Origin of the sequence: Enterococcus sp. DIV1726a (assembly GCF_051710985.1) — a bacterium.
GTDB lineage: Bacteria > Bacillota > Bacilli > Lactobacillales > Enterococcaceae > Enterococcus_B > Enterococcus_B hirae.
On the sequence record NZ_JBIOLS010000001.1, the window covers coordinates 2,021,037 to 2,042,567 of the forward strand.

General features: G+C 36.3%; 19 protein-coding genes. 1 reads left to right on the forward strand and 18 read right to left on the reverse strand.

Going from position 1 to position 21,531, the window contains the following annotated elements; translation table 11 throughout:
* Positions 1 to 25 precede the first annotated feature (25 nt).
* The 3 genes from IGJ27_RS09120 to ccpA form a co-directional block, all read right to left on the reverse strand.
* On the reverse strand, positions 26 to 2,407 hold the full coding sequence (locus tag IGJ27_RS09120; RefSeq protein WP_178305794.1) for a hypothetical protein: 2,382 nt from the start codon (positions 2,405 to 2,407) through the stop codon (positions 26 to 28).
* A 554-nt stretch (positions 2,408 to 2,961) separates the two neighbouring features.
* On the reverse strand, positions 2,962 to 5,364 hold the full coding sequence (locus IGJ27_RS09125; protein ID WP_178305793.1) for a hypothetical protein: 2,403 nt from the start codon (positions 5,362 to 5,364) through the stop codon (positions 2,962 to 2,964).
* Positions 5,365 to 5,588: 224 nt separating this feature from the next.
* Entirely contained in the window at positions 5,589 to 6,590 is a 1,002-nt protein-coding gene (ccpA, locus tag IGJ27_RS09130; protein WP_010718548.1) for a catabolite control protein A, read from the reverse strand.
* A gap of 207 nt (positions 6,591 to 6,797) precedes the next feature.
* Here ccpA and IGJ27_RS09135 point away from each other — a divergent pair, with 207 nt between their 5' ends.
* On the forward strand, positions 6,798 to 7,901 hold the full coding sequence (locus tag IGJ27_RS09135; RefSeq protein WP_010737965.1) for a M24 family metallopeptidase: 1,104 nt from the start codon (positions 6,798 to 6,800) through the stop codon (positions 7,899 to 7,901).
* 759 nt (positions 7,902 to 8,660) lie between these two features.
* On the opposite strand, the gene IGJ27_RS09140 is transcribed toward IGJ27_RS09135, so the two are convergent.
* The 15 genes from IGJ27_RS09140 to pstC all read right to left on the reverse strand — a co-directional run bounded on the left by IGJ27_RS09140 (position 8,661) and on the right by pstC (position 21,506).
* The gene (locus IGJ27_RS09140; RefSeq protein ID WP_034699167.1) at positions 8,661 to 9,257 is read right to left on the reverse strand and encodes a YtxH domain-containing protein; all 597 of its coding nucleotides are present in this window, start codon (positions 9,255 to 9,257) and stop codon (positions 8,661 to 8,663) included.
* 2 nt (positions 9,258 to 9,259) lie between these two features.
* Positions 9,260 to 9,700, reverse strand: coding sequence for a DUF948 domain-containing protein (locus IGJ27_RS09145; protein ID WP_010718552.1), 441 nt, complete (start codon positions 9,698 to 9,700; stop codon positions 9,260 to 9,262).
* Positions 9,701 to 9,829: 129 nt separating this feature from the next.
* Positions 9,830 to 10,768: a UTP--glucose-1-phosphate uridylyltransferase GalU gene (gene galU / locus IGJ27_RS09150; RefSeq protein WP_178305792.1), complete on the reverse strand. Its 939-nt coding sequence runs from the start codon at positions 10,766 to 10,768 to the stop codon at positions 9,830 to 9,832.
* Positions 10,769 to 10,782: 14 nt separating this feature from the next.
* The gene (locus IGJ27_RS09155; protein ID WP_126343480.1) at positions 10,783 to 11,808 is read right to left on the reverse strand and encodes an NAD(P)H-dependent glycerol-3-phosphate dehydrogenase; all 1,026 of its coding nucleotides are present in this window, start codon (positions 11,806 to 11,808) and stop codon (positions 10,783 to 10,785) included.
* Positions 11,809 to 11,851: 43 nt separating this feature from the next.
* On the reverse strand, positions 11,852 to 12,682 hold the full coding sequence (gene lgt, locus IGJ27_RS09160) for a prolipoprotein diacylglyceryl transferase (RefSeq protein WP_010718555.1): 831 nt from the start codon (positions 12,680 to 12,682) through the stop codon (positions 11,852 to 11,854).
* A gap of 14 nt (positions 12,683 to 12,696) precedes the next feature.
* On the reverse strand, positions 12,697 to 13,635 hold the full coding sequence (hprK, locus tag IGJ27_RS09165; protein WP_010718556.1) for an HPr(Ser) kinase/phosphatase: 939 nt from the start codon (positions 13,633 to 13,635) through the stop codon (positions 12,697 to 12,699).
* A 191-nt stretch (positions 13,636 to 13,826) separates the two neighbouring features.
* Positions 13,827 to 14,177, reverse strand: coding sequence for a phage holin family protein (locus IGJ27_RS09170; RefSeq protein WP_010737969.1), 351 nt, complete (start codon positions 14,175 to 14,177; stop codon positions 13,827 to 13,829).
* A complete protein-coding gene (locus tag IGJ27_RS09175) occupies positions 14,177 to 14,485 on the reverse strand; it encodes a PspC domain-containing protein (protein ID WP_010718558.1) in 309 nt (102 codons plus the stop codon). The genes IGJ27_RS09170 and IGJ27_RS09175 overlap by 1 nt, the downstream gene beginning before the upstream one ends.
* A 216-nt stretch (positions 14,486 to 14,701) precedes the next feature.
* A complete protein-coding gene (gene liaX / locus IGJ27_RS09180; RefSeq protein ID WP_010737970.1) occupies positions 14,702 to 16,273 on the reverse strand; it encodes a daptomycin-sensing surface protein LiaX in 1,572 nt (523 codons plus the stop codon).
* Positions 16,274 to 16,514: 241 nt separating this feature from the next.
* Positions 16,515 to 17,159, reverse strand: a complete 645-nt coding sequence (locus IGJ27_RS09185) for a hypothetical protein (RefSeq protein ID WP_034699165.1) — start codon at positions 17,157 to 17,159, stop codon at positions 16,515 to 16,517.
* Positions 17,160 to 17,416: 257 nt separating this feature from the next.
* Positions 17,417 to 18,094: a phosphate signaling complex protein PhoU gene (gene phoU / locus IGJ27_RS09190; RefSeq protein WP_010718561.1), complete on the reverse strand. Its 678-nt coding sequence runs from the start codon at positions 18,092 to 18,094 to the stop codon at positions 17,417 to 17,419.
* Positions 18,095 to 18,106: 12 nt separating this feature from the next.
* Complete coding sequence (pstB, locus tag IGJ27_RS09195) at positions 18,107 to 18,865, reverse strand: phosphate ABC transporter ATP-binding protein PstB (protein ID WP_010718562.1); 759 nt, start codon at positions 18,863 to 18,865, stop codon at positions 18,107 to 18,109.
* A 15-nt stretch (positions 18,866 to 18,880) separates the two neighbouring features.
* On the reverse strand, positions 18,881 to 19,687 hold the full coding sequence (pstB, locus tag IGJ27_RS09200; RefSeq protein WP_178305791.1) for a phosphate ABC transporter ATP-binding protein PstB: 807 nt from the start codon (positions 19,685 to 19,687) through the stop codon (positions 18,881 to 18,883).
* Between the two features lie 14 nt (positions 19,688 to 19,701).
* The gene (pstA, locus tag IGJ27_RS09205; protein WP_010718564.1) at positions 19,702 to 20,586 is read right to left on the reverse strand and encodes a phosphate ABC transporter permease PstA; all 885 of its coding nucleotides are present in this window, start codon (positions 20,584 to 20,586) and stop codon (positions 19,702 to 19,704) included.
* Entirely contained in the window at positions 20,586 to 21,506 is a 921-nt protein-coding gene (pstC, locus tag IGJ27_RS09210; protein ID WP_010718565.1) for a phosphate ABC transporter permease subunit PstC, read from the reverse strand. Before pstC ends, pstA begins: the two co-directional genes overlap by 1 nt.
* Positions 21,507 to 21,531 lie beyond the last annotated feature (25 nt).

The following is a 21,531-nucleotide window of genomic DNA, read 5'->3' on the forward strand; positions in this document are numbered from 1 at the left end:
CAGTCGCCAATTATGGCGACTGTTTTTATCTTGTTAATTTTTCAGTAGCGCCCATACGCTTTTTTTCTTGCTGTTTGACTAAGTTCATTGCTTTATTCCTTTTTTGATCCACTGTTTGCTGTTGATGAGTATTTTTATCTGTAGTCGGTGAATATTTAGACTGATTTAGATCATTGGTAGCAGGTTTGCTTTTTTCTTTTTCATATGTGACTGGTTCCCATACCCCAATTTCAAACCACAGCGGGTTCGTTTCACTTGATTTCTTTAGGTTATCTGACTGTTGGTCATTTCCATTGATATTCATTGAGGGCTCAGCTTTTTCTAAATATAGGCTGGTTCCTTCTTTGAATTTAGGAGCAGTCAAGCTTTTAAATGTGCTAGAGTTAAAACTATTTAGATCATTGGCAGCAGGTTTGCTTTTTTCTTTTTCATGTATGACTGGTTCCCATACCCCAATTTCAAACCACAGCGGGTTCGTTTCACTTGATTTCTTTAGGTTATCTGACTGTTGGTCATTTCCATTGATATTCATCGAGGGTTCAGCTTTTTCTAAATATAGGCTGGTTCCTTCTTTGAATTTAGGAGCAGTCAAGTTTTTAAAGGTGCTAGGGTTAAAACTATTTAGATCATTGGTAGCAGGTTTGCTTTTTTCTTTTTCATGTATGACTGGTTCCCATACCCCAATTTCAAACCACAGCGGGTTCGTTTCACTTGATTTCTTTAGGTTATCTGACTGTTGGTCATTTCCATCGATATTCATCGAGGGATCAGCTTTTTCTAAAGGTAGGCTTACATCATCTTTGTCTTTTCCTTTAAAGTCACCTGATTGCTGGTTATCCCCTTCTTTGACAGTCATCACTTGCTTACTTTCGATTTCCCTACAATAATCGCTATTGTTTTCTCTATTTGGCTCTTCAGGACTTTGCATTTTACTTTCATCTTTATTCCAATTGGTTCTTTCGCTACTGTTCGTTTGTACTTCTATCCATACTTGTGGGTCATGCTGTTTTTGTTTCTCTTCTTCCAAACGTATGCTGTCAACCCTTTTTTGATTACGTTCATTTGAAGCTTCACGTCTTTTTCTCCATTTGTTGACAGGATCTAATAACTCAATAGATTGATTGTTTTGAAATTGGATGACTGTATCATTTTCCATGCTTTTTTTCAAAATATCGTTAAAATTGTCTCTAAACCGTCCATATATTTGACTTACTTTCCTACTAATGCTAACTAAAATAGCATCGATTTTACTGTCAGACAATTCACTTTTTTTCAAAGTAGAAAGATATTCAAAAGAATAACTCTCCGTATGTAAACCTATATGTTTTGCTAAGATATAACCAATCGCTTCTGATTTAAAATATTCTAATTGGTCTGGATAATCGGTACTAGTCCCTCTTGTCTTATGTATGGCTGAACGCATAAAGTTACTCAATGTTTGTTTATCATTCATCCCTGATTGAATCTCGATTGGCATACTTTTAAATTGGTTAATACTTTGGAACAAAATTTGGTAGAGAAATGAATCAACTGTTTGATTCCCTACATAGTATGCTGGTCTGGGTATTTCTTGCTTTTCCGCTAATTCACTAACATCGAAAACCTGTACTAGAAAAGAGGCTGTTAGTTTACTTTTTGTTTCTTTGTCGAAACGTACTTCTGTATGGTCTCTATAAAGTGCGTCTGGACCCAGTTTTAATTTTTTTTCTAGCTTCTTCCATTCCCGAGCCTCGAGAGCTAATTGGACATCTGGTTTTTGGGCGATCAGGTTTTGGGTTATTTTTGAGTGTTGCCAAGGAAGATGCGCTGTAACAGATAAAAACTTAATAAAATTATCCTCTTCTAGAAAAGTTGAAAGTTGTTTTTTTCGATACGTTTCAATCCCTTCCCTATCCCCCCGTTTATTCAAGCTTTGTATACTTTTATCGTCTATTCCCTCATTAAACCTAAGATTTAGTATATATTCAACTCCTTCTGGAAATAAGTCAATTGAGTTAACCAACTTATTACCACGTTCATTAATATGATGTGCCATACTTACAAAATAATAAAATTTTTCTATGATCTTTTCTTTATTTTCTTCTATAAACGGACGATATAATTCCATTCCCGGATCCTTAGTTACTATTACCAGTGAAGAATCAAGATACAAGGAATGATTAAAAACAAAACCTGGAGTACAGCGACGATTGTTCTTGTACTTCTCTTCCATTACTGGCAATGGATATACAAACTCTGTAAAAATTTTCTCTGTAAAAGATTTAATAGGAATATACCAATTTCTCCTATTTCTTTCCAATGCAAGATATGTCCTATTTAAATTTTCTAATGTTATTTCTTTGTACTTTGAAGTTTTTAACTCATCGTAAACATCAGGAAGCAGTTTCACAAAATAAATATCTGACATTTATAACTTCTCCTTACAATTTAGATTTTCTCTTCTGATAGAGATTCCATTTCATTATACGGAATAAAAAGCTAAAATTTGTCCAAGTTTTTACAAAAAAAATAAATAGTTGTTCTTGTTAACTAGCTAAAAGCTTCAACGAATGTTTACTTATTTCAATCACTAAATCTTTTTTAGAAGTTAAAACGAGAGTGGGACAATAGTTCTTTCTCAATCGTTGGCGATTTGGAAATTATAACCTGGTTTGCGCTGTCCATTTCGCATATAACCGTCTTTCATCCACATAAAGGTGGTAACAGTTAATGTTCTACATTTCGTGGTAAAGTTGTTTGGCTGATGGTATAATTTTTAAACATAAAGCACACTCCTTTGATTTTTGTTTAAGCACTTTAATCATACAAGGTTGTGCTTTTTATGTACCTTAAAATCAAAAAAATGGGGAAATAATCAGATTTTTTTCTGACTATTGTCCCACTCTCGTTTTTATCTTGTTATGGTTTTAAAGGAGCTTTTTTATCTTGTCAATGTTCTACGCCCGGATACTCCATTTTTTTCTACCGATTATTTTTAGTTGCCTTTTCCTGAGCTATCCTTTGCCGTTGCGGACTGTTTTTATCTGTAGTAAATGAACTTAGTCTGTTAGTATCTACTTTTTCTAAAGTGCTTTTGTTGCTTTTTTTACTTCCTTTTCTTGTAACTGTTTCCCAAGTCATTTCTTCCGGCTCACTTTGATCCGCTTGATGATCTGTCTGCTGATCTTTTCCATTAATAGTCGTCGAAAGTTTAGATTCAGTTCGGTTGGTATCCTCAGCTTTTTTCAAAGATAGGCTTTCACCTTCTTTGGCTTTCATGTTAAACAAGCTTGCAAAGGTTTTAAGGGTAGAAGATTCTTGATGATCTGTCTGCGGGTTAATTCTATTAATAGTCGTCGAATGTTCAGATTCATTTCGATTGGTATCCTCAGCTTTACTCAAAGATAGACTTGCACCTTCTTTGACTTTAAGGATAATCGATCCTTCAAAAGTTCTAAGTTTAGAACTCTTTAAATCATTGGTAACAACATTTTCTGAAGTACTTGTGCTACTTCCTTTACTTGTGTCTTTTTCCAAAGTTCCTTTCTCAAACCATTGTTGATTCGCTTCTCCGTATTGCTCTAGATTATCTAGCTGATTGTTTCTTTCTGTGCTTGAGTTCTCTTTCCAAGATCTCTCTTTAACTTCTTGTTGCTTAGTACCATTTGATCCTTTAATATGAACCGTCTGTTGCTCATTTCCCTTAATATCCATCGAGAGTTCAGTTTTTTTTATGCTGGCACCCTCAGCTTTTTCCAAGGATATTTTGACTTCAGGTCTAATCAATCCTTTAGAGTCGCCTGATAGCTGGTGGTTCCCTTCTTTGACTTTCCTCACGTGTTTACTTTCGATTTCCCACCAATACTCGCTATTATTTTCGCTATTTTGCCCTTCAGAATTTTGTATTTTACTCTCATATATATTCGGATGGATTCTTTTACTCTTTTTAGTTTTAACTTCTGTCCAAGTTTGTGGATCACGCTGCTGTTTTTCTCCTACTTTCAAACGTTTGTCGCTAAACTTTTTTTTACTATTTTCAATCAAAGCTTCACGTCTTTTTTTCCCTTTATTGACGGGGTCTAATATCTCTATAGATTGATTGTTTTGAAGTTGGGTAACTTTATTCTTTTCGTTACTTTTATTCAAAATAATATTAAATTTTTCTCTAAAGTCATTATATGTTTTATTTACTTCTGAACTAATGCTCTCTAAAATATTATCTATTGTAGTTTCAGACAATTTATTCTGCCTCAAAGTAGAAAGATATTCAAAAGAATAACTCTCCGTAGATAATCCTAAATGTTTTGCTAAGGTATAACCGACCGCTTCTGATTTAAAATATTCTAAATGGTCTTGATCACCGATACTAGTCCATCTTCTCTTATGTATGGCTGAACGCAATAAGATACTCAATTTTTCTTTATCATTCATTCCCGATTGTATCTCGATTGACCTACTTGTAAGTCCTCTGATACTTTGGAATAAAATTTTATAGAGAAATGAATCAACTGTTTGATCTCCTACGTAGTAAGCAGGTCTAGGTATTTCTTGATTTTCCTTTAATTCACTAACATCAAAAACCTGTACTTGAAAATAATCTGTTGGTTTAGAGTTTGTTTTTTTTTTGAAAACTTCTCCTGTATATGCTCTAAGGAGGGATTCCGGACACAGATTTAGTTTTTTTTCAAGTTTCTTCCATTCCCAAGCCTGAAGAGCCAATTGGACGTCTGGTTTTTGGGCGATCAAGATTTGGATTATGCTTGAATCTTGCCAAGGAAGATGAGATTTAACAGATAAAAACTTAATAAAATAATCTTCTTCTAGAAAATTTGGAAGTTGTTTTTCTCGATATGCTTCAATCCCTTTTATATCACCTCGTTTGCTCAAATTTTGTATACTTTTATCACTTATTCCCTCATTAAACTTAAGATTGCATATTTCCTCTATTTCTTTTAGAAATAATTCAAGCGTTCCGGTCTTCTTATCGTATACACAATGATTATAATATCCTCTTAGATAATGATAAAAAGCGTCCTTAATTTTTCCCAAATTTTTTTCTATAAACGGTAGGTATAAATCAGCTATCTCTTCACTTTTTATCTTTACTTCTATTACATCTGAAGAGGAAAGATTTAAGGACTGATAGAAAACTAATCCCGGAGAAACAAGATGAGGGTCCTCCTCCAATATTGGCAAAAAAAATACAGAATCTGGATGTTTTGTACTTGTATGAGCTTTAAAAGGAATATACCAATTTCTTTCATTTTGTTCGAACGCAAGATACATTCTTGTTTCTTTATTTAATATCCTATTTTTAGTTTCCTTTGAAGTTATTAAATCATTGTAAACTTCAGGGCGTAGTTTTACAAAATAAAAATCTGACATATACAGTAACTCCTGGCATTTTAGATTTTCTCTTCTGATAGAGATTCCATTTCATTATACGGAATAAAAAGCTAAAATTTGTCCAAATTTTTACAAAAAAATAAATAGTTGTTCTTTTTAACTAGCTAAAAGCTTCAACGAATGTTTACTTATTTCAATCACTGAATCTTTTTAGAGGTTAAAAACACTCCACTAGCATCATCTAGTGGAGTGTTAATCACTTATTATTTCGTCGATCCTTTTTCTTCAATTCCATAAGGTAAGATAATTGTTTTTTCTTCAACTTCTTCTTTATTCATCATTTTTGTTAATAGACGCATTGAAACGGCACCTAAATCATACAATGGTTGTGTGATACTTGTTAGGCGTGGACGTGCAACTTCTGTTAACAATGAGTTATTACTTGTAATGATCTCAAATTCTTCTGGTACTTTCACACCCTTATCTAAAAGACCATCTAAAATACCGATAGCTAATTCATCATCTGAAACATAAACAGCTGTTGCGCCACTGTTATGAATGCGATCAACTAGGGTTAATCCGTCTTTAAAGTTATACTCTGCTTCAAAGATCAAACCTTCGCTGTAAGGTAAATTATTTTCTTTAAGTGCTTCTTTATATCCTTTCAAGCGATTTTGACCATTGATTGGATCAATCAATGCCCCACTGACAAAGGCAATTTTTTTATTGCCATTCTTAGCTAATTTATTGACAGCATCCTTAGTTGCTGAAGTGTAATCGATATTCACACTTCCAACTTGTTCATCAGGGTCAATTGAGCCAGCCAATACTACAGGAGTCTTAGATCGAGAAAACTCACCACGGATTTCATCAGTGATATGATGTCCCATGAAGATCACGCCATCTACTTGTTTTGCTAACAAGTTATTTAATACATTCACTTCTTTTTGATCATTGCCGTCTGAATTTGCTAAAATGATGTTGTATTTGTACATTGTAGCAACATCATCGATCCCACGTGCTAAAGAAGCAAAAAACATATTGCTGACATCTGGAATGATTACCCCTACTGTCGTTGTCTTCTTACTTGCTAGCCCACGTGCAACAGCATTCGGACGATAGTCCAATCGATCAATGACTTCTAACACTTTTTTTCTAGTCGCAGGTTTGACATTCGGATTCCCGTTAACGACACGTGAAACAGTAGCCATCGAAACATTTGCCTCTCTCGCTACATCATAAATAGTAATTGTTTGCTTTTCCATTCTTGCTCTCCTGTTCATTTTTATATGTTTTCTGAAAATACGCTTTACATTTCTAAAACAGGATAACAAATAATACTCAAAATTGCAACCGTTTTACTACCGCTTTCATGAAAATAATTCATTTTTTCACTTTTATACGTTGGTCTTTGAAACATTAAGTGGTACAATTATCTAATAATTCAATAAATTAGAAAGAAGGATGCCAAAATGAATAACGTAAAAATCAACGAATTACGTAAATGGATGGCTCAAAATCAAGTGGATCTTGCCTATATTAGTGATCCAGGACACATCGCTTATTTTTCAGGATACGAAAGTGAACCCCATGAACGTGTCTTAGCACTATTTATCCCACTTGAACAGGATCCTTTTTTATTCACTCCGGCTTTAGAAGTTGAAGATGCACAAAACAGTGCATGGTCTTTTGATGTTCGTGGCTATTTAGACAGCGAAAATCCTTGGGAAATCATTGGGAAAGAAATTCGTCACCGTTATGGTCAGCCTGGAAATATCGGAATCGAAAAAAATGCGTTAACCGTTGATCGTTTCGATGCCATTTCAGATGTTCTAACTGGTTCTGACAACTTTACTGATTTAACAGCAATCATTCAACGTCTCCAATTAATCAAAACACTGGAAGAAAAAGACCAATTACTTGCTGCTGGTAAATGGGCAGATGTTGCCTTTGAAATCGGCTTTAAGGCAGTAAAAGAAGGTGTTACTGAGCAAGCAATCATTGCAGAAATCGAATACCAACTAAAAAAACAAGGTGTTTCGCAAATGTCGTTTGACACGCTTGTTTTAGCTGGTAAAAACGCAGCAAGCCCCCACGGTGCTCCAGGCAGCACAAAAATTTCGCCTAATGAACTTGTTTTGTTTGATTTAGGTGTTGTTTGGGATGGTTATTGCAGCGATGCTACTCGAACTGTAGCCTATAAAAAACCAACTGAATTTCAGGAAAAAATTTATCAAATCACACTTGAGGCACAATTAGCTGCCCAAGCAGCTGTACGTCCCGGCGTAACGGCTGCCGAACTAGATCAAATTGCAAGAAATGTAATCAATAGCTATGGCTATGGCGAATACTTCAATCATCGTCTAGGTCACGGAATCGGAACCACTGTCCATGAATTTCCTTCCCTTGTAGCAGGTAATGATTTAGTCATCGAAGAAGGCATGTGCTTCTCCCTTGAACCAGGAATCTATATCCCTGATCAAGTAGGTGTTCGAATCGAAGACTGTGTCTATGTGACAAAAGACGGCTGTATTCCATTTACAACTACGCCAAAAGAATTATTGGTTATTGAATAAGGTTGTGAGAAGAGCGACTTGATCTGAGCGGTAAGGATGAAAATCTCGAAACAGCTTCCCATGTTTTGAGATTTTTTGACTTATCGCCGAAGATCAGCTCTTTGAACACCGTGGATTAGGTCGTGAAAGAAGCGGTTAACTCCGAACGAATAAGCGATGATTTTTTAAAATAGCTTCTCATATTTTAGAAAATTATCGTTTATTGTTGAGGAGTTGCTTCTTGAACGCCGTGGATCAGAGGTTGTGAGAAGAGCGACTTGATCTGAGCGCTCACCAAGTAAAACCTGCGACGAGTAATCACAGGAGCAGTAAGGTTGAAAATCTCGAAACAGCTTCCCATGTTTTGAGATTTTTTGACTTATCGCCGAAGATCAGCTCTTTGAACGCCGTTTATCACTTCTACATCTATTAATGAGTCTAAGGGCGACTGTTAGTCCTAGACTCATTTTTTTCTTATCTTCAACCTCACTAATTGTTGTTGGCCCATTCATACCAAAGAGCTCTGGTGACCAATAGATTTTACGAATTCTTCTGATCATTCTGGTTCTTTTATAGTGTCTTCACTCTCATGGTGATAAGCATGCTATCAAGTGATTACGCAAATTAGACGTTTACATTATGTATTATTCTTGTAATTATCCAAACAAAAAAATATCAAAGCTAGGAAACTTTGCTAGCTTTGATATTCATCACTTGTTCCGTTCGATTAACCAAAATCGAGATAGCATCTATTGATTATTTACAAAAAATAGAAATTGCCTATTTTCCATTGTCAGTAAATGTATCTTTTAAATCTTCTTTTTTAGCTTTGACATCTTCTTTAGCCATATCTGCCATTGCTTGCGCATCTTTTGCGACTGGTTTTGCTTCAGCAATGCCTTCTTTGACTGTTTGTCCAGCTTCACCTGCAGCATCTTTCGCATTGATCATCATATCTTCAGATGCATCTTTAACTGTTTCATTCATTTGTCCGACTGGCTTTTTAAGCTCATCTGCTGATTTCTTGAAGCGATGAGAAAGATCTTCTGATTGTTCTTTTAATGTTAATAAAATGTCTTCAGACTCATCTTCGACATCATTTGCAGAATGATTGACTTTATTTTTCACGCTACCAGCTAAGTCACCAGCTTGTTGGGATAGATCTTGCGCTTTTTCTTTTGCGATGTCTGTTAATGTCGCTGATTTTTCTTTTGCCATATCCGTGTAGTCTGAAGCCATATCAAGTAAATCATCTGCTTGTGCAGCAAGTTCATCGCGTAGTTCTTTTCCTGACTTTGGTGCTAATAATAATGCTGCGACTGCCGCTGCTGTCCCACCAATAACTGCTCCTAGTAAAAATCCACCTTTTTTTGCCATAATTAAATTCCTCCAGTCTTTTCTGTATGTTTTTTATTTTTGAAAAACTTTAAAGCTGTGCCACCAACTTTTCCAGCCACGGTAGCTTTAGCTGTTGTACGCCCAATCCCACCAACTTTGGTTACGATATTTTTACTTGATGTATTCAATTCTGACACGCTTTCACTTAAATCCGCGATAGCTGTAAACAATGGATCAATCGTTTCTACTTTCCCATTGATGTCTAAAAGCAATTCATTACTTTTGACTAGTAAACCTTCCACCTGCCTTGACAAAAGATCGACATCTTTGGTGACGACTTCAATCGTCGTATTTGCTTCTGCCACTGTTTGATCCACTTTTTCTAATGTTTTTGATAATTGTAACAATACTCTTATGATAAAAACAACGAGGACTGCAAATGCGATGGCCGCAATCAGCCCAGCAATTTCTCCGCCTGTCATACTCGAACTCCCTTCTGATACTCTTTCTATAAGCATAGCATTTTCGCATTTTTTAAACAAATAAAAAATAGCAAAGCTTCAACTACTTTTTTTGGATAAGAGCAGTTGAAGCTTTCATTGCTAAAAAATTTATTTTTTCAGCTCATCTTTTGATTTAATTTTTTTGTTGTCTTTTTTTGGTACCATCGTTTGATCTGCTTCTAATTGTTTCCCTAGCTCTTTAATATATTCTTTTAATGGTTCGCCGACTTCTGGATGAGTCAAGCCGTATTCAATACTGGTTTTCATGAAACCAAACTTGTCACCAACATCATAGCGTTTGCCTGTAAAGTTACGAGCAAATACTCGTTGTGTTTTATTCAATGTATCAATCGCATCTGTCAGTTGGATCTCATTCCCAGCACCTGGTTGTTGTTCTGCCAAAACATCAAAGATTTCAGGAGTTAATAAATAGCGTCCAATAATAGCTAAATTACTTGGTGCTTTACTTGGGTCTGGTTTTTCAACGAAGTTTTTAACATTGAACAATCCTTCTTCTAATTCTTCACCAGGATTAATAATTCCGTATTTAGACGTATCTTTTTGTGGCACTTCCATCACTGCGATCGTTGATGCATGTGTCCGCTCATAGTCATCAATCAATTGTTGTGTCAAAGGTACTTCATCTTCCATGATATCATCACCTAACATCACAACAAAAGGTTCATTACCGATAAAAGCACGGGCTTGTAATACAGCATGTCCTAACCCTTTTGGATGAGATTGACGAATGAAGTGTAGATTTACATCAGTTGTTTCTTCAACCAACTTCAATAATTCTGTTTTCCCTTTTTCACTCAAATTCGTTTCTAACTCGATATTTGAATCAAAATGGTCTTCGATTGGTCGTTTTGCTTTCCCAGTGACGATCAAAATGTCTTCGATCCCTGATTTAAGTGCTTCTTCTACGATAAATTGAATCGTTGGTTTGTCAACGATTGGAAGCATTTCTTTTGCCATCGCTTTTGTTGCAGGTAAAAATCTTGTTCCTAAACCTGCTGCTGGAATAACTGCCTTTTTTACTTTCATTTGTCATCTCTCCTCTAAAAAATTAATCGTGAATATTCATTTTCTTTTTTTCCATCTCGCAACATGATTTCTCTTGCCGCAATTTGTACATTTTTATTTTCATAAAGTACTTCATAAATTGTTTGAGTGATTGGCATGTCTACACCTACTTGCTGAGCAAGTTCTTTTGCGGCTTTTGTCGTATGGACACCTTCCACAACCATCCCCATATTTTCCAATACTTCTGACAGTTCATGCCCTTTACCTAACAAATTGCCCGCTCGCCAATTTCGCGAATGGATACTAGTACAAGTAACGATCAAATCGCCCACACCACTAAGACCAATAAAAGTCAATGGGTTGGCACCCATGGCAACACCTAAACGACTGATTTCAGCTAAACCTCTAGTCATAATAGCAGCTTTTGCATTATCCCCAAAACCTAATCCGTGGATTGCTCCTGCACCAAGAGCAATAATATTTTTCAATGCAGCCCCCATTTCAACCCCAATCACATCAGGATTGGTATAAATCCTAAAATAATGATTCATGAATAATTTTTGGACAAAGGAAGCTGTTTTTTGATCTGTGCTAGCAGCTGTGATCGTAGTAATGTCATGATTTGCTACTTCTTCTGCGTGACTCGGACCAGATAAAACAGCAATGGATTGACGTTTGTCACTCGGGATCTCTTCTAAAAGAATTTCTGAGATCCGTTTGTGTGTTTCCTGTTCTAGACCCTTGCTTGCATGAATGATTACAGGCTTGGTATTCAATTTAGTGACCACCTCTTGTGCTACAGAGCGAATGGCTCGTGTCGGAATCACGAATAACAAGGCATCAATATCTTGAACTGCCTGTTCCAACTCACTAAAACCACGGATTGACGTTGACAAATGATAGTCGGGTAAATATTTTTGATTGGTGTGTTGTTGGTTGATCTCGTCTATTTGCGATTGACGATGTCCCCATAGGCGAACATCATGTCCATTTTCAGCAAGAACTTGCGCAAGAGCTGTCCCCCATGAGCCAGCTCCTAAGACTGCCACCCTATATTTCATTTTACCACTCCTGCTATTTTTTTCATTTTTTTAGCTCTGTAAATTAGATAATCATTTGGTTTTTACCAAAAGTGCGATCGTAATCTGGTAAATTTCCTTTTTTTCTACGCCAGATAAACAGAATAATTGTTCCAACGAATAAAAAGGCTGACAACAATTGGGAGATACGAATAACACCTAAGAAGTATAAACTATCTGTCCGTAATCCTTCGATAAAAAAGCGCCCGAAGCTGTACCACATCACATAAACAAGTAAAACTTCTCCTTTTTTCAGTAAATGCTTTTTGTTTCTTAAAAATAGGAGTAGGATAAAGCCAATCAAACTCCAAACGGATTCATATAAAAAGGTAGGTTGACGATAAAAACCTTCAATGTACATATTATCAATTATGAATCTTGGGATATGAAGATTTTCTAAAAAGATTCTCGTCGTGACAGGGCCATAAGCTTCATGATTCATAAAATTTCCCCAACGCCCAATTGCTTGAGCGAGTAGGACACTTGGTGCTGCTATATCTAAAAATGTCCACATGGAAATAAAGTGGTATTTGGTAAAGAAGTATAAAGTAATGGCACCTGCGATTAATCCACCATAAATAGCTAACCCGCCAGAACGGATATTGAATATTTGAATAGGATCAGCTATATATTGTGGTAAATCAAATAAAATATAGTACAACCGTGCGCCAATAATTGAAAGTGGCAATCCCCACAACATAAAATCAGTGACATCCTCAGATTTTAAGCCAACTCGTACGGCTTCACGGCTACTTAGCCACATGGCAATAATTATTCCCGATACAATGATCAAAGCATACCAATAGATTGGTATTCCTAAAAGATTGAACGCTACCCGATCGATTTGCGCTATCATGTTTCCACTCCTTGCTATTGTGCCCCTGAATTTTCTTCGATCAGACGACTTAATCTTTCTTCAAACGTTTTTGTTGCATCAAATCCCATCGTTTTTGCTCGGAAATTCATTGCTGCGACTTCGATGATGATGGCCACGTTTCGTCCAGTTTTGACAGGTATTTTTATTTGTGGAATCCCCACTTCTGCAATTTCCACAGAAGTATCTTCAGAACCTAGTCGATCATATTTTTTGTCCTTCGCCCAGGCTTCTAAATAAACGGCTAACTGCACTTGCATTGAACCACGGACAGCACTTGCTCCAAACAAGTTCATGACATCAATGATTCCGATCCCTCTGATCTCTATCAAGTGTTCTAAGATTTTTGGTGGTTCACCAATGACTGTCAGTTCATCTTGTTGATAAACATCTACTCGGTCATCAGCAATCAGGCGATGACCACGTTTGATTAATTCTAATGCGGTTTCACTCTTACCAATTCCGCTATCCCCTTGAATGAGTACACCTAACCCATAAACATCGACTAGCACACCATGAACGCTCGTTCTAGGAGCTAAACGACCATCTAAATAACTAGATAATTCTCCAAGCAAACGGGATGTGGAGATTGGTGAACGTAAGACAGCCATACCGTATTCGTTGGCTGCTTGAATCATTTCTTCAGAAGCTGGCAGCCCCCGAGAAATAATGAATGCTGGCATATCCTCACTGCACAATCTTCTCATGATCATCAGTCTTTCTTCCGGCATCATCCGTTCAGCAAAGCTAATCTCTTTGCTCCCAAATAATTGTAAACGATCATGTGAATAATAATTAAAATAACCGGTCAATTCTAAACCAGGTCTTGAGATGTCACCAGTTACGATAACACGCTCCAAACTCTTTTCATCACCAGTCACTATTTCTAATGATAATTTTTCTACTAATTGGCTTACTTTTACAACTTCTGCCATTCGTGCTACCTCATTTCTATTAGAGTGTTCCTTCCCATTTTATCATTGTCTGACAAAAAGTACTACCAAATAAAAAAAACGTTTTTATTTTAAATTCACTTTTTTTATAAAACAAAGAAAAAAGGTACAACCAGGGAATTTAAAACATTTCCCATGGATGTACCCTTTTAGTCATTATCGATTGTTCACGTTTACCTTCTACTATTGTGTTCACTGACAATCATATTCACCACTGACATGATCACAGCAATCAAAAAAGCTGAACCAAAGGAAGCAAAATTAAAATTAGATGCTCCAACAAAAAAGGAAGTCATCTTCAAGATTGCCGCATTGATGACAAATGTGAACAAGCCTAATGTCACTAAAGTGAATGGTAGTGATAAAATTGTTAGAATAGGTTTGATGAACATATTCAAGATGGACAATACAAAACTTGCTAAAATAGCTGTCCAAATACTATCTACATAAATCATCGTCGGAAAAATCACTGCCAGAGAGATGAACGTCAACGTATTCACGATGAGGCGCTGAAGATAAGACATTAGAAGTCACTCCATTCGTCATCATTGACCTTTTCCGCCTCTTTACGTTTTTTTGTTTGTTCATGATGATAATTATTATTTTGATAATATTGGTTTTCATGCCCATAACGAGTCTGTTTGTTTCGTCCAGAAGGGATGAGCAAAGCCAATAAAATATATAAGATAACTGGACTTCCAAATGCCACTAAGCTTAGGAATACATAGATCACACGAACTACCGTTGGATCAATTCCAAGATATTCTGCGATCCCAGCTAATGTACCAGTCAAAACAATATTTTTATTTGATTTTGTCAATTTTCTTTTCATTTTACTTTCACCTCTGTTCTATTCATTTTAATGGAAGAAAAAGAGTGTGACAATAGATAAACTGTTCATTCTCACTACACTTTTTCTCCAAAGATTTTTGCTTTTCCTCGTTAAAGGAACGAATGACCAAGTATCATCGTCTAATAGTGAACGTACATCCCACTTATCAATCCTGCTTTCGATTGTTAGAATAAGCTAACTCACCGGTTGATTACTTTATTGATCCGTATCTTTTAAATAAATACTACCAGTCGTAGTCGATAATTGGATTCTAGCTACCTCATTTTCAGAGAGACGACGGAACTGTAGTAATTGATTGGTCCGTTCTTTTTTTTCACGGATTACTTCATAATCAGTCAGGCGGCTGTTGATGCTGCCTAAACTTGTTTTCGCATTACCTTCCATGCCAATTCCTGTTGGTAAAGCTACTTTGACATTGCCATTGACTGAACTTGCTTCAATTTTTTTCAAATGTTCTTCTTTCATTGTCAACCGTACATCCCCATTAACGAGAGAAACGGAAAGATTTTCAGGGGTTGTTCCTACAGTGACCGTACCATTCACTGTTTCGATGATCGAATCTAAGATTGCACCTGATTGAACATCGATATTCCCATTAACGCCTTCAATTTCAAGCATGGTTGCTTGTAATTTTTGAATGACGATATTTCCATTTGTCGATTTGGTGTACACATCTTTACCTTCTAAGTCGTTAATCGTAATATTCCCATTTAACAATTTGATTGCTGTATGGTCATATACTCGTTTTGGTAAATAAAAGACTAGATCCGCACGTACACGTTTATTTGGAATTTGGAATGAGACATGCTCATCATTGACTTCAATTTGACTACGTTCTAAGAATGCCTCGAATGGTTCTGCATTCATTTTACCGTATAATTTGATTTTAGCTTCAACTTTCACATCTTCACTTTCCCAAGTTTTCAATGTGACATTTCCGTTTGCAGCTTTGATATCAAGAATACTTGCTGCAGGTGCTTCATAATAAAATTCGTGTTCAAATTTTGTCGTTGCGATACCTGGTACACGGAGATTGACATCTTTCCATTCCATGTTTTCATTAACTGTTTCCGATACCGTTTGGAATGTCTTCCGCAAAAACTTGCCTAGCTGAGAACCAGCTTCAGACATTTTTTCTCCGACTTGGTTCAATGTATCGTTGGCTTGTTCTTTCCAGTCATCTGGTAACTCAAATTTATCAGCAATTGTTTCTTTCTTTTCTGTCCATTGGTTTTTGCGAATATCTTTTAATTCTGCTTCTAGTTTCAATTGTTCTTCTGTTAATTGTTCACTCGCAGCTTCTAATTCCTTGATCTCAGATTCAAGAGTCTTTCTTTGGAGAAGCTCATCTTCTGTTAGTTCGTCCAATTCTTCTTTGGTATTCAGCTGCATCAATGTTTCCTGTTTGTCATTGCGTGCCGCTTTATTTTGTGCTAACTTTTCATTCACTTCGTCTAAATGAGCCGACGTTTGATTGGCTTGTGTTGCTAACTCATCTAAGATACGTTCCAAATTTTCTTGATCTTCTTTTTCGTTTTGTTTTGGATCGGCATTAAAATGGATTTCTTCTGATGTGCCATTTTCCAATTCATCGATCAATTGAGTTGCTTGATCTTTTTCTTTATGACTAGCAGTTACTTTATCTGCTTCTTTTGCGATTTGCTTTTCATCTTTCTCAGTTGCCATGCTTTCTAATAAATCTAAGCCCTCTTCAGTGGAAAGGATCCCTTTTTTAACTAAGTCTAAAATACGTTCTCTTTCTTTCATGGAAATTGCCTCCTTAAGCAAATATAGTTTGCAAGCTTTTCCTTACATTCATATTATGCACGGAATGGAAGAAAAAGTCATAGGACTTAAGTTGTAACTTTTTCTCCAACTTGAGTTACTGAACGATTTACTTCCCATTGAACCAGCCAATAATGCTTTAAAAACAATATTTCTTTCCCTTTTTATGGCAAGAAATATTGTTTTCTAATTTTTTATGAATTATGTATGAATATTATGGATATTAAAAAAGCAATTGGATAAATGACCATAAATAGCGTATAACACGAAACAGGATAACTAGTAAAAATATATTTCCGACAATAAAACGTCCCATATTACCAATGCTTTCTTTTAAATTACTAAATGTAAACCGACGCAAAAAACGTGGCATTGAATGATAGCCGTTTCGCTTCAAACGAAACTTTTCTTCATAGGTTAGTTCAAGCATATCATAATAAACAATTTGAAGTGGTTCACGCGGAAAAAAGGACTTGGAGAATCCAACCATCAATGTATACTGTTTATTCCTTGACGGCAAATTACGCATACCAGTTTTGTTAATCCTGACACTCTTGTCTTCAAGATCATTATAGCTATACTCTGCTTCTTGGATCTTAACGATTTTTGCTTCTGGTTGATTTATCTCTAGATATTTTTGATAGACCTCTGGAAATTTTTGTTTTTGCAGATAAAGATAAATACCTCCCCCAGCAATGATTATCATCAGTAAAACATTATAAAGCAAATGTTCCTGAAAGATGCCTGTATAAGCCAGAACAATCACGAGTACGAATGCTAAGATTAGAATTCGCTTCCAATAATAACTTTGATACATTCTTTTGATTGTCCGCTCATAATAAGCAAAATCTTGCTCAACAAATTTCATCTTCTTTCACTCCTTTTCATCTCTATGCTCTTATTATAATTGAACGAGTTGAAAAAACAAAGACTAGTCGCTGAATTTCGATTATACAAATGACAATTAGTCTTGACCTTTTTCTCTCAGAGAAGTCAGCAATATTCACTCTAAGTCTTCAAGTTACAAAAAAAACCGAAGAATTCCTAGGATATTTCCTATTTTGGAATTTTTCGGCTTATTTCTTATAACTCACACGTTAATCGTTACTTTCCAATCTTCAAGAGTTAGAAAATTTCGTTATGATTTGAGTTTAATTCGGTGATTTTTCCTGTAGCTAGATACACGATCCATTCACAAATATTCGTTACATAATCGCCAATCCGTTCTAAGTAGCTGGCAACATTTAGATAATCTGTCCCACTGATGACTGTTTCTGGATCAGACTGCATATTTTTGATCGTTGCATTGTAGATGCGATTGAAATAATCATTGACCCGTTGATCCATATTTGCGATCGTTCGAGCATCTTTTTCATCTGTTTTGACGTAAGCAACCAACACATTGTCCACCATTTTTTTGACATAATCAGACATATCAGAGATTTCTTTTTCGATCTCTGGGATTCTGGTTTGACCTTTCACACGGATCGTTGATTTGGCAACTGAAACCGCATGATCTGCCATTCGTTCCAAATCAGAACTAGCTTTCATCACGGTAATAATCATCCGTAAGTCTGTAGTCACTGGTTGTTGCAAAGCAATCATTTCAAAACTTTTTTTCTCTAAACGTGTTTCCATGTCGTTGATTTTAATATCATTTTCGATCACTTCTTGAGCAAGTGCTTTATCATGTTTGATATAAGAACGAACTGATTTATGCACTGCACTACTTACCATCATCCCCATCTCATAAAATTGATTATGAAGGTTAAGTAGTTCTTCTTCAAACTGTGTACGTAACATTTCGTTTCCTCCTTATCCAAATCGCCCTGAGATATAGTCTTCCGTTTCTTGTTTTTCTGGAGTCATAAAGATTTTTTTCGTATCATTGAACTCAATTAAATTTCCATCTAAGAAAAAGGCTGTTTTATCAGAAATCCGTGAAGCTTGTGACATATTATGCGTAACTATAATCATAGTATATCTTTCCTTTAATTCCAAGAGCATGCTTTCAATTTTCCCAGTAGAAACAGGATCAAGCGCACTAGTTGGCTCATCTAACAAAATAATTTCTGGATTGACGGCTAACACTCTTGCAATGCATACCCGTTGTTGTTGACCACCTGATAAGGATAAGGCACTTTTATGCAGTTTGTCTTTGACATCATCCCACACAGATGCAGCCTTTAAACTTTCTTCGACTACTTGATCAAGGACTTTTTTATCTTTTTCGCCTTTTAGTTTTAACCCATAGATCACATTTTCGTAAATCGAAAAGGGAAAAGGATTTGGTTGTTGGAAGACCATTCCAATTTCTTTACGCAATTCAACAATGTCCGTTTTAGGGCCATAGATATCTTTTCCTTTATACAGGACACTTCCAGTGATCGTCACACTCGGTATCAAATCATTCATTCGATTCAATGAGCGTAGATAAGTTGATTTACCACAGCCAGAAGGACCAATCATCGCTGTGATTTCGCCTTGATTGAAGCTTAGATCGATTCCTTTTAACGCTTCTTTTTTTCCATAATATAAGTGAAGATCTTTTGATGAGATAATTTCTTTTGTCATAACGAATCCTCCGTCTTACCCAAAATGACCCGATACATAATCTTCGGTCGCTTTAATTTTTGGTCTAGTAAATATCTTATTCGTTTTATCGTATTCGATCGCTTTTCCTAAGTAGAAAAAGGCAGTATAGTCACTGATACGAGCTGCTTGTTGCATGTTATGGGTCACAATGATGATCGTGTAATCATCTTTTAGATTCACCAATGTTTCTTCCACTGTCCCAGTAGAAATCGGATCAAGTGCGCTGGCTGGTTCATCTAATAACAAGATATCCGGTTTCATCGCAATCGCACGTGCAATACATAAACGTTGTTGTTGACCACCTGACAAGGCTAAAGCACTTTTATCCAGGCTATCTTTTACTTGATCCCATAATGCTGCTTGTTTCAAGCTGGTCTCAACGATCTCATCTAATTTCTTCTTGTTCTTTTCGCCATGTTGCTTCAATGCAAACGTGATATTTTCATAGATTGATTTACTAAATGGATTTGGTCGTTGGAAAACCATTCCGATTCGCTTACGCATCTCATAGACATCAATTTGTGGCGCATTGATATCGACATCTTTGTACATGATTTTACCAGTTACCTTAGTATTTGCGATCCCATCATTCATCCGATTCAACGAACGTAAATAAGTAGACTTACCACAGCCAGAAGGACCGATTAAAGCTGTGATCTTATTCTTTTCAAATTCCAGATCAACACCTTTGATCGCTTCGTTGTCACCGTACCAAACATGAAGATCATCTGTATAAAGGGCAATTTCTTTTTTTTGACCCATTGTGATGATATTTCTTTCATTCCAATTATATTCTTTCATCTTACTTCTTCTCCTTAAGCTGAAGTCATTTTCCGGTATAAACGTTTACCAATCGCACGAGCACCAAAATTGAATAGTAATACTGCGATAATTAAGACCGCTGATGCTCCAGCAGATACTGATACGCCATCTGGCATCGTTCCTTCCGTATTGATTTTCCAAATATGAACAGCTAGTGTTTCAGCTTGACGGAAAATACTGATTGGACTAGAGACACTCAATGGATTCCAGTTTGAGAAATCAAGTGCAGGCGCGCTTTGCCCAGCTGTATAGATCAAAGCTGCTGCTTCCCCAAAAATTCTCCCTGAGCTTAAAATGACTCCTGTTAAAATCCCTGGAGTTGCCTCAGGTACAACTACACGAATCACTGTTTCCCAACGTGACAAACCTAATGCAAGCCCTGCCTCACGCTGTGTGTAATGCACCGCTTGTAAAGATTCTTCAACCGTTCTCGTCAATAGAGGTAAGTTAAAAACTGTTAAAGCTAGTGCCCCAGAGATAATGGAGAAGCCATACTGGAATTGGATAACAAAAACTAAAAAGCCAAACAAACCAACGACTACAGATGGTAATGAGCTTAATATTTCAATTGAAGTACGGATAACATCAGTCAACCAGTTTTTACCAGCATATTCAGAAAGGTAAATACCGGCTCCTAAAGAAAGCGGAAAACTGATGATCATCGTGATCAATAATAAATAAATCGAGTTAAATAATTGGATACCGATTCCGCCGCCTACTTGATAGGCTTTTGATGGTTCAGTTAAAAATGACCAAGAGATATGAGGAATTCCTCGAACTAAAATATATAAAAGTAACGCAGCTAAGATCAATACAATAATTCCCGATATTGCATAAAGGACTCCCGTTGCGATTTTATCAGAGCGTTTTGCGTTCATTATTTCAATGCCCCTTTCTTACCAATCATTCGGATCACGATATTAAAGATTAATGACATCAATAGCAAGATCAAAGCTAATGACCATAACACGTTGTTTTCAATTGTTCCCATGATCGTATTTCCGATCCCCATTGTTAAAATCGATGTCAATGTTGAAGCAGGAGTTGTTAATCCTGTTGGCATCAAGGCAGCATTCCCGATGACCATTTGGATCGCTAATGCTTCACCAAATGCACGTGCCATACCAAATACAACGGCTGTCAAGATTCCCGGTACAGCAGCTCGTAAAACGACTTTATAGATCGTTTGCCAACGTGTAGCTCCTAAAGCTAATGATGCTTCACGATAATGACGCGGCACAGCTTTTAAGGCATCGACTGTCATAGTCGTCACAGTTGGTAAGATCATGACAAACAAAACAAATGTCCCAGCTAAAATACCAAAACCAGTTCCGCCAAAAATGTTTCGGATAAATGGTACGATGACTGATAATCCAATAAAACCATAAACAACAGATGGAATACCAACTAATAGTTCAATGACTGGTTGCAAGATTTTTGTGCCATTTTTTGGAGATATCTCTGTCATGAAGACCGCTGCACCGATGGCAAAAGGTGTCGCAATGATTGCAGATAAAAAAGTAACGATAAACGAACCAGCGATCATTGGTAATGCCCCGACCATCGGTTTACCATCCGCACCAATTTGTCCAGGATTCCAATTCGTTCCAAACAAGAAATCAAATACGTTGATCTTATCAACGAAAAAGGTCGCTAATCCTTTACTTGCAACAAAATAAAAAATGGCTACTACTACTAGAACGATCAAGGCGATACATAAGAAGCTGATGAATTTACCACGCTGCTCCATTTTTGAACGTTTTGATTTTGTTAATAATACTTTTTTCACATCTTCCACAGATGATTCCCCCCCAGTAAGGTTT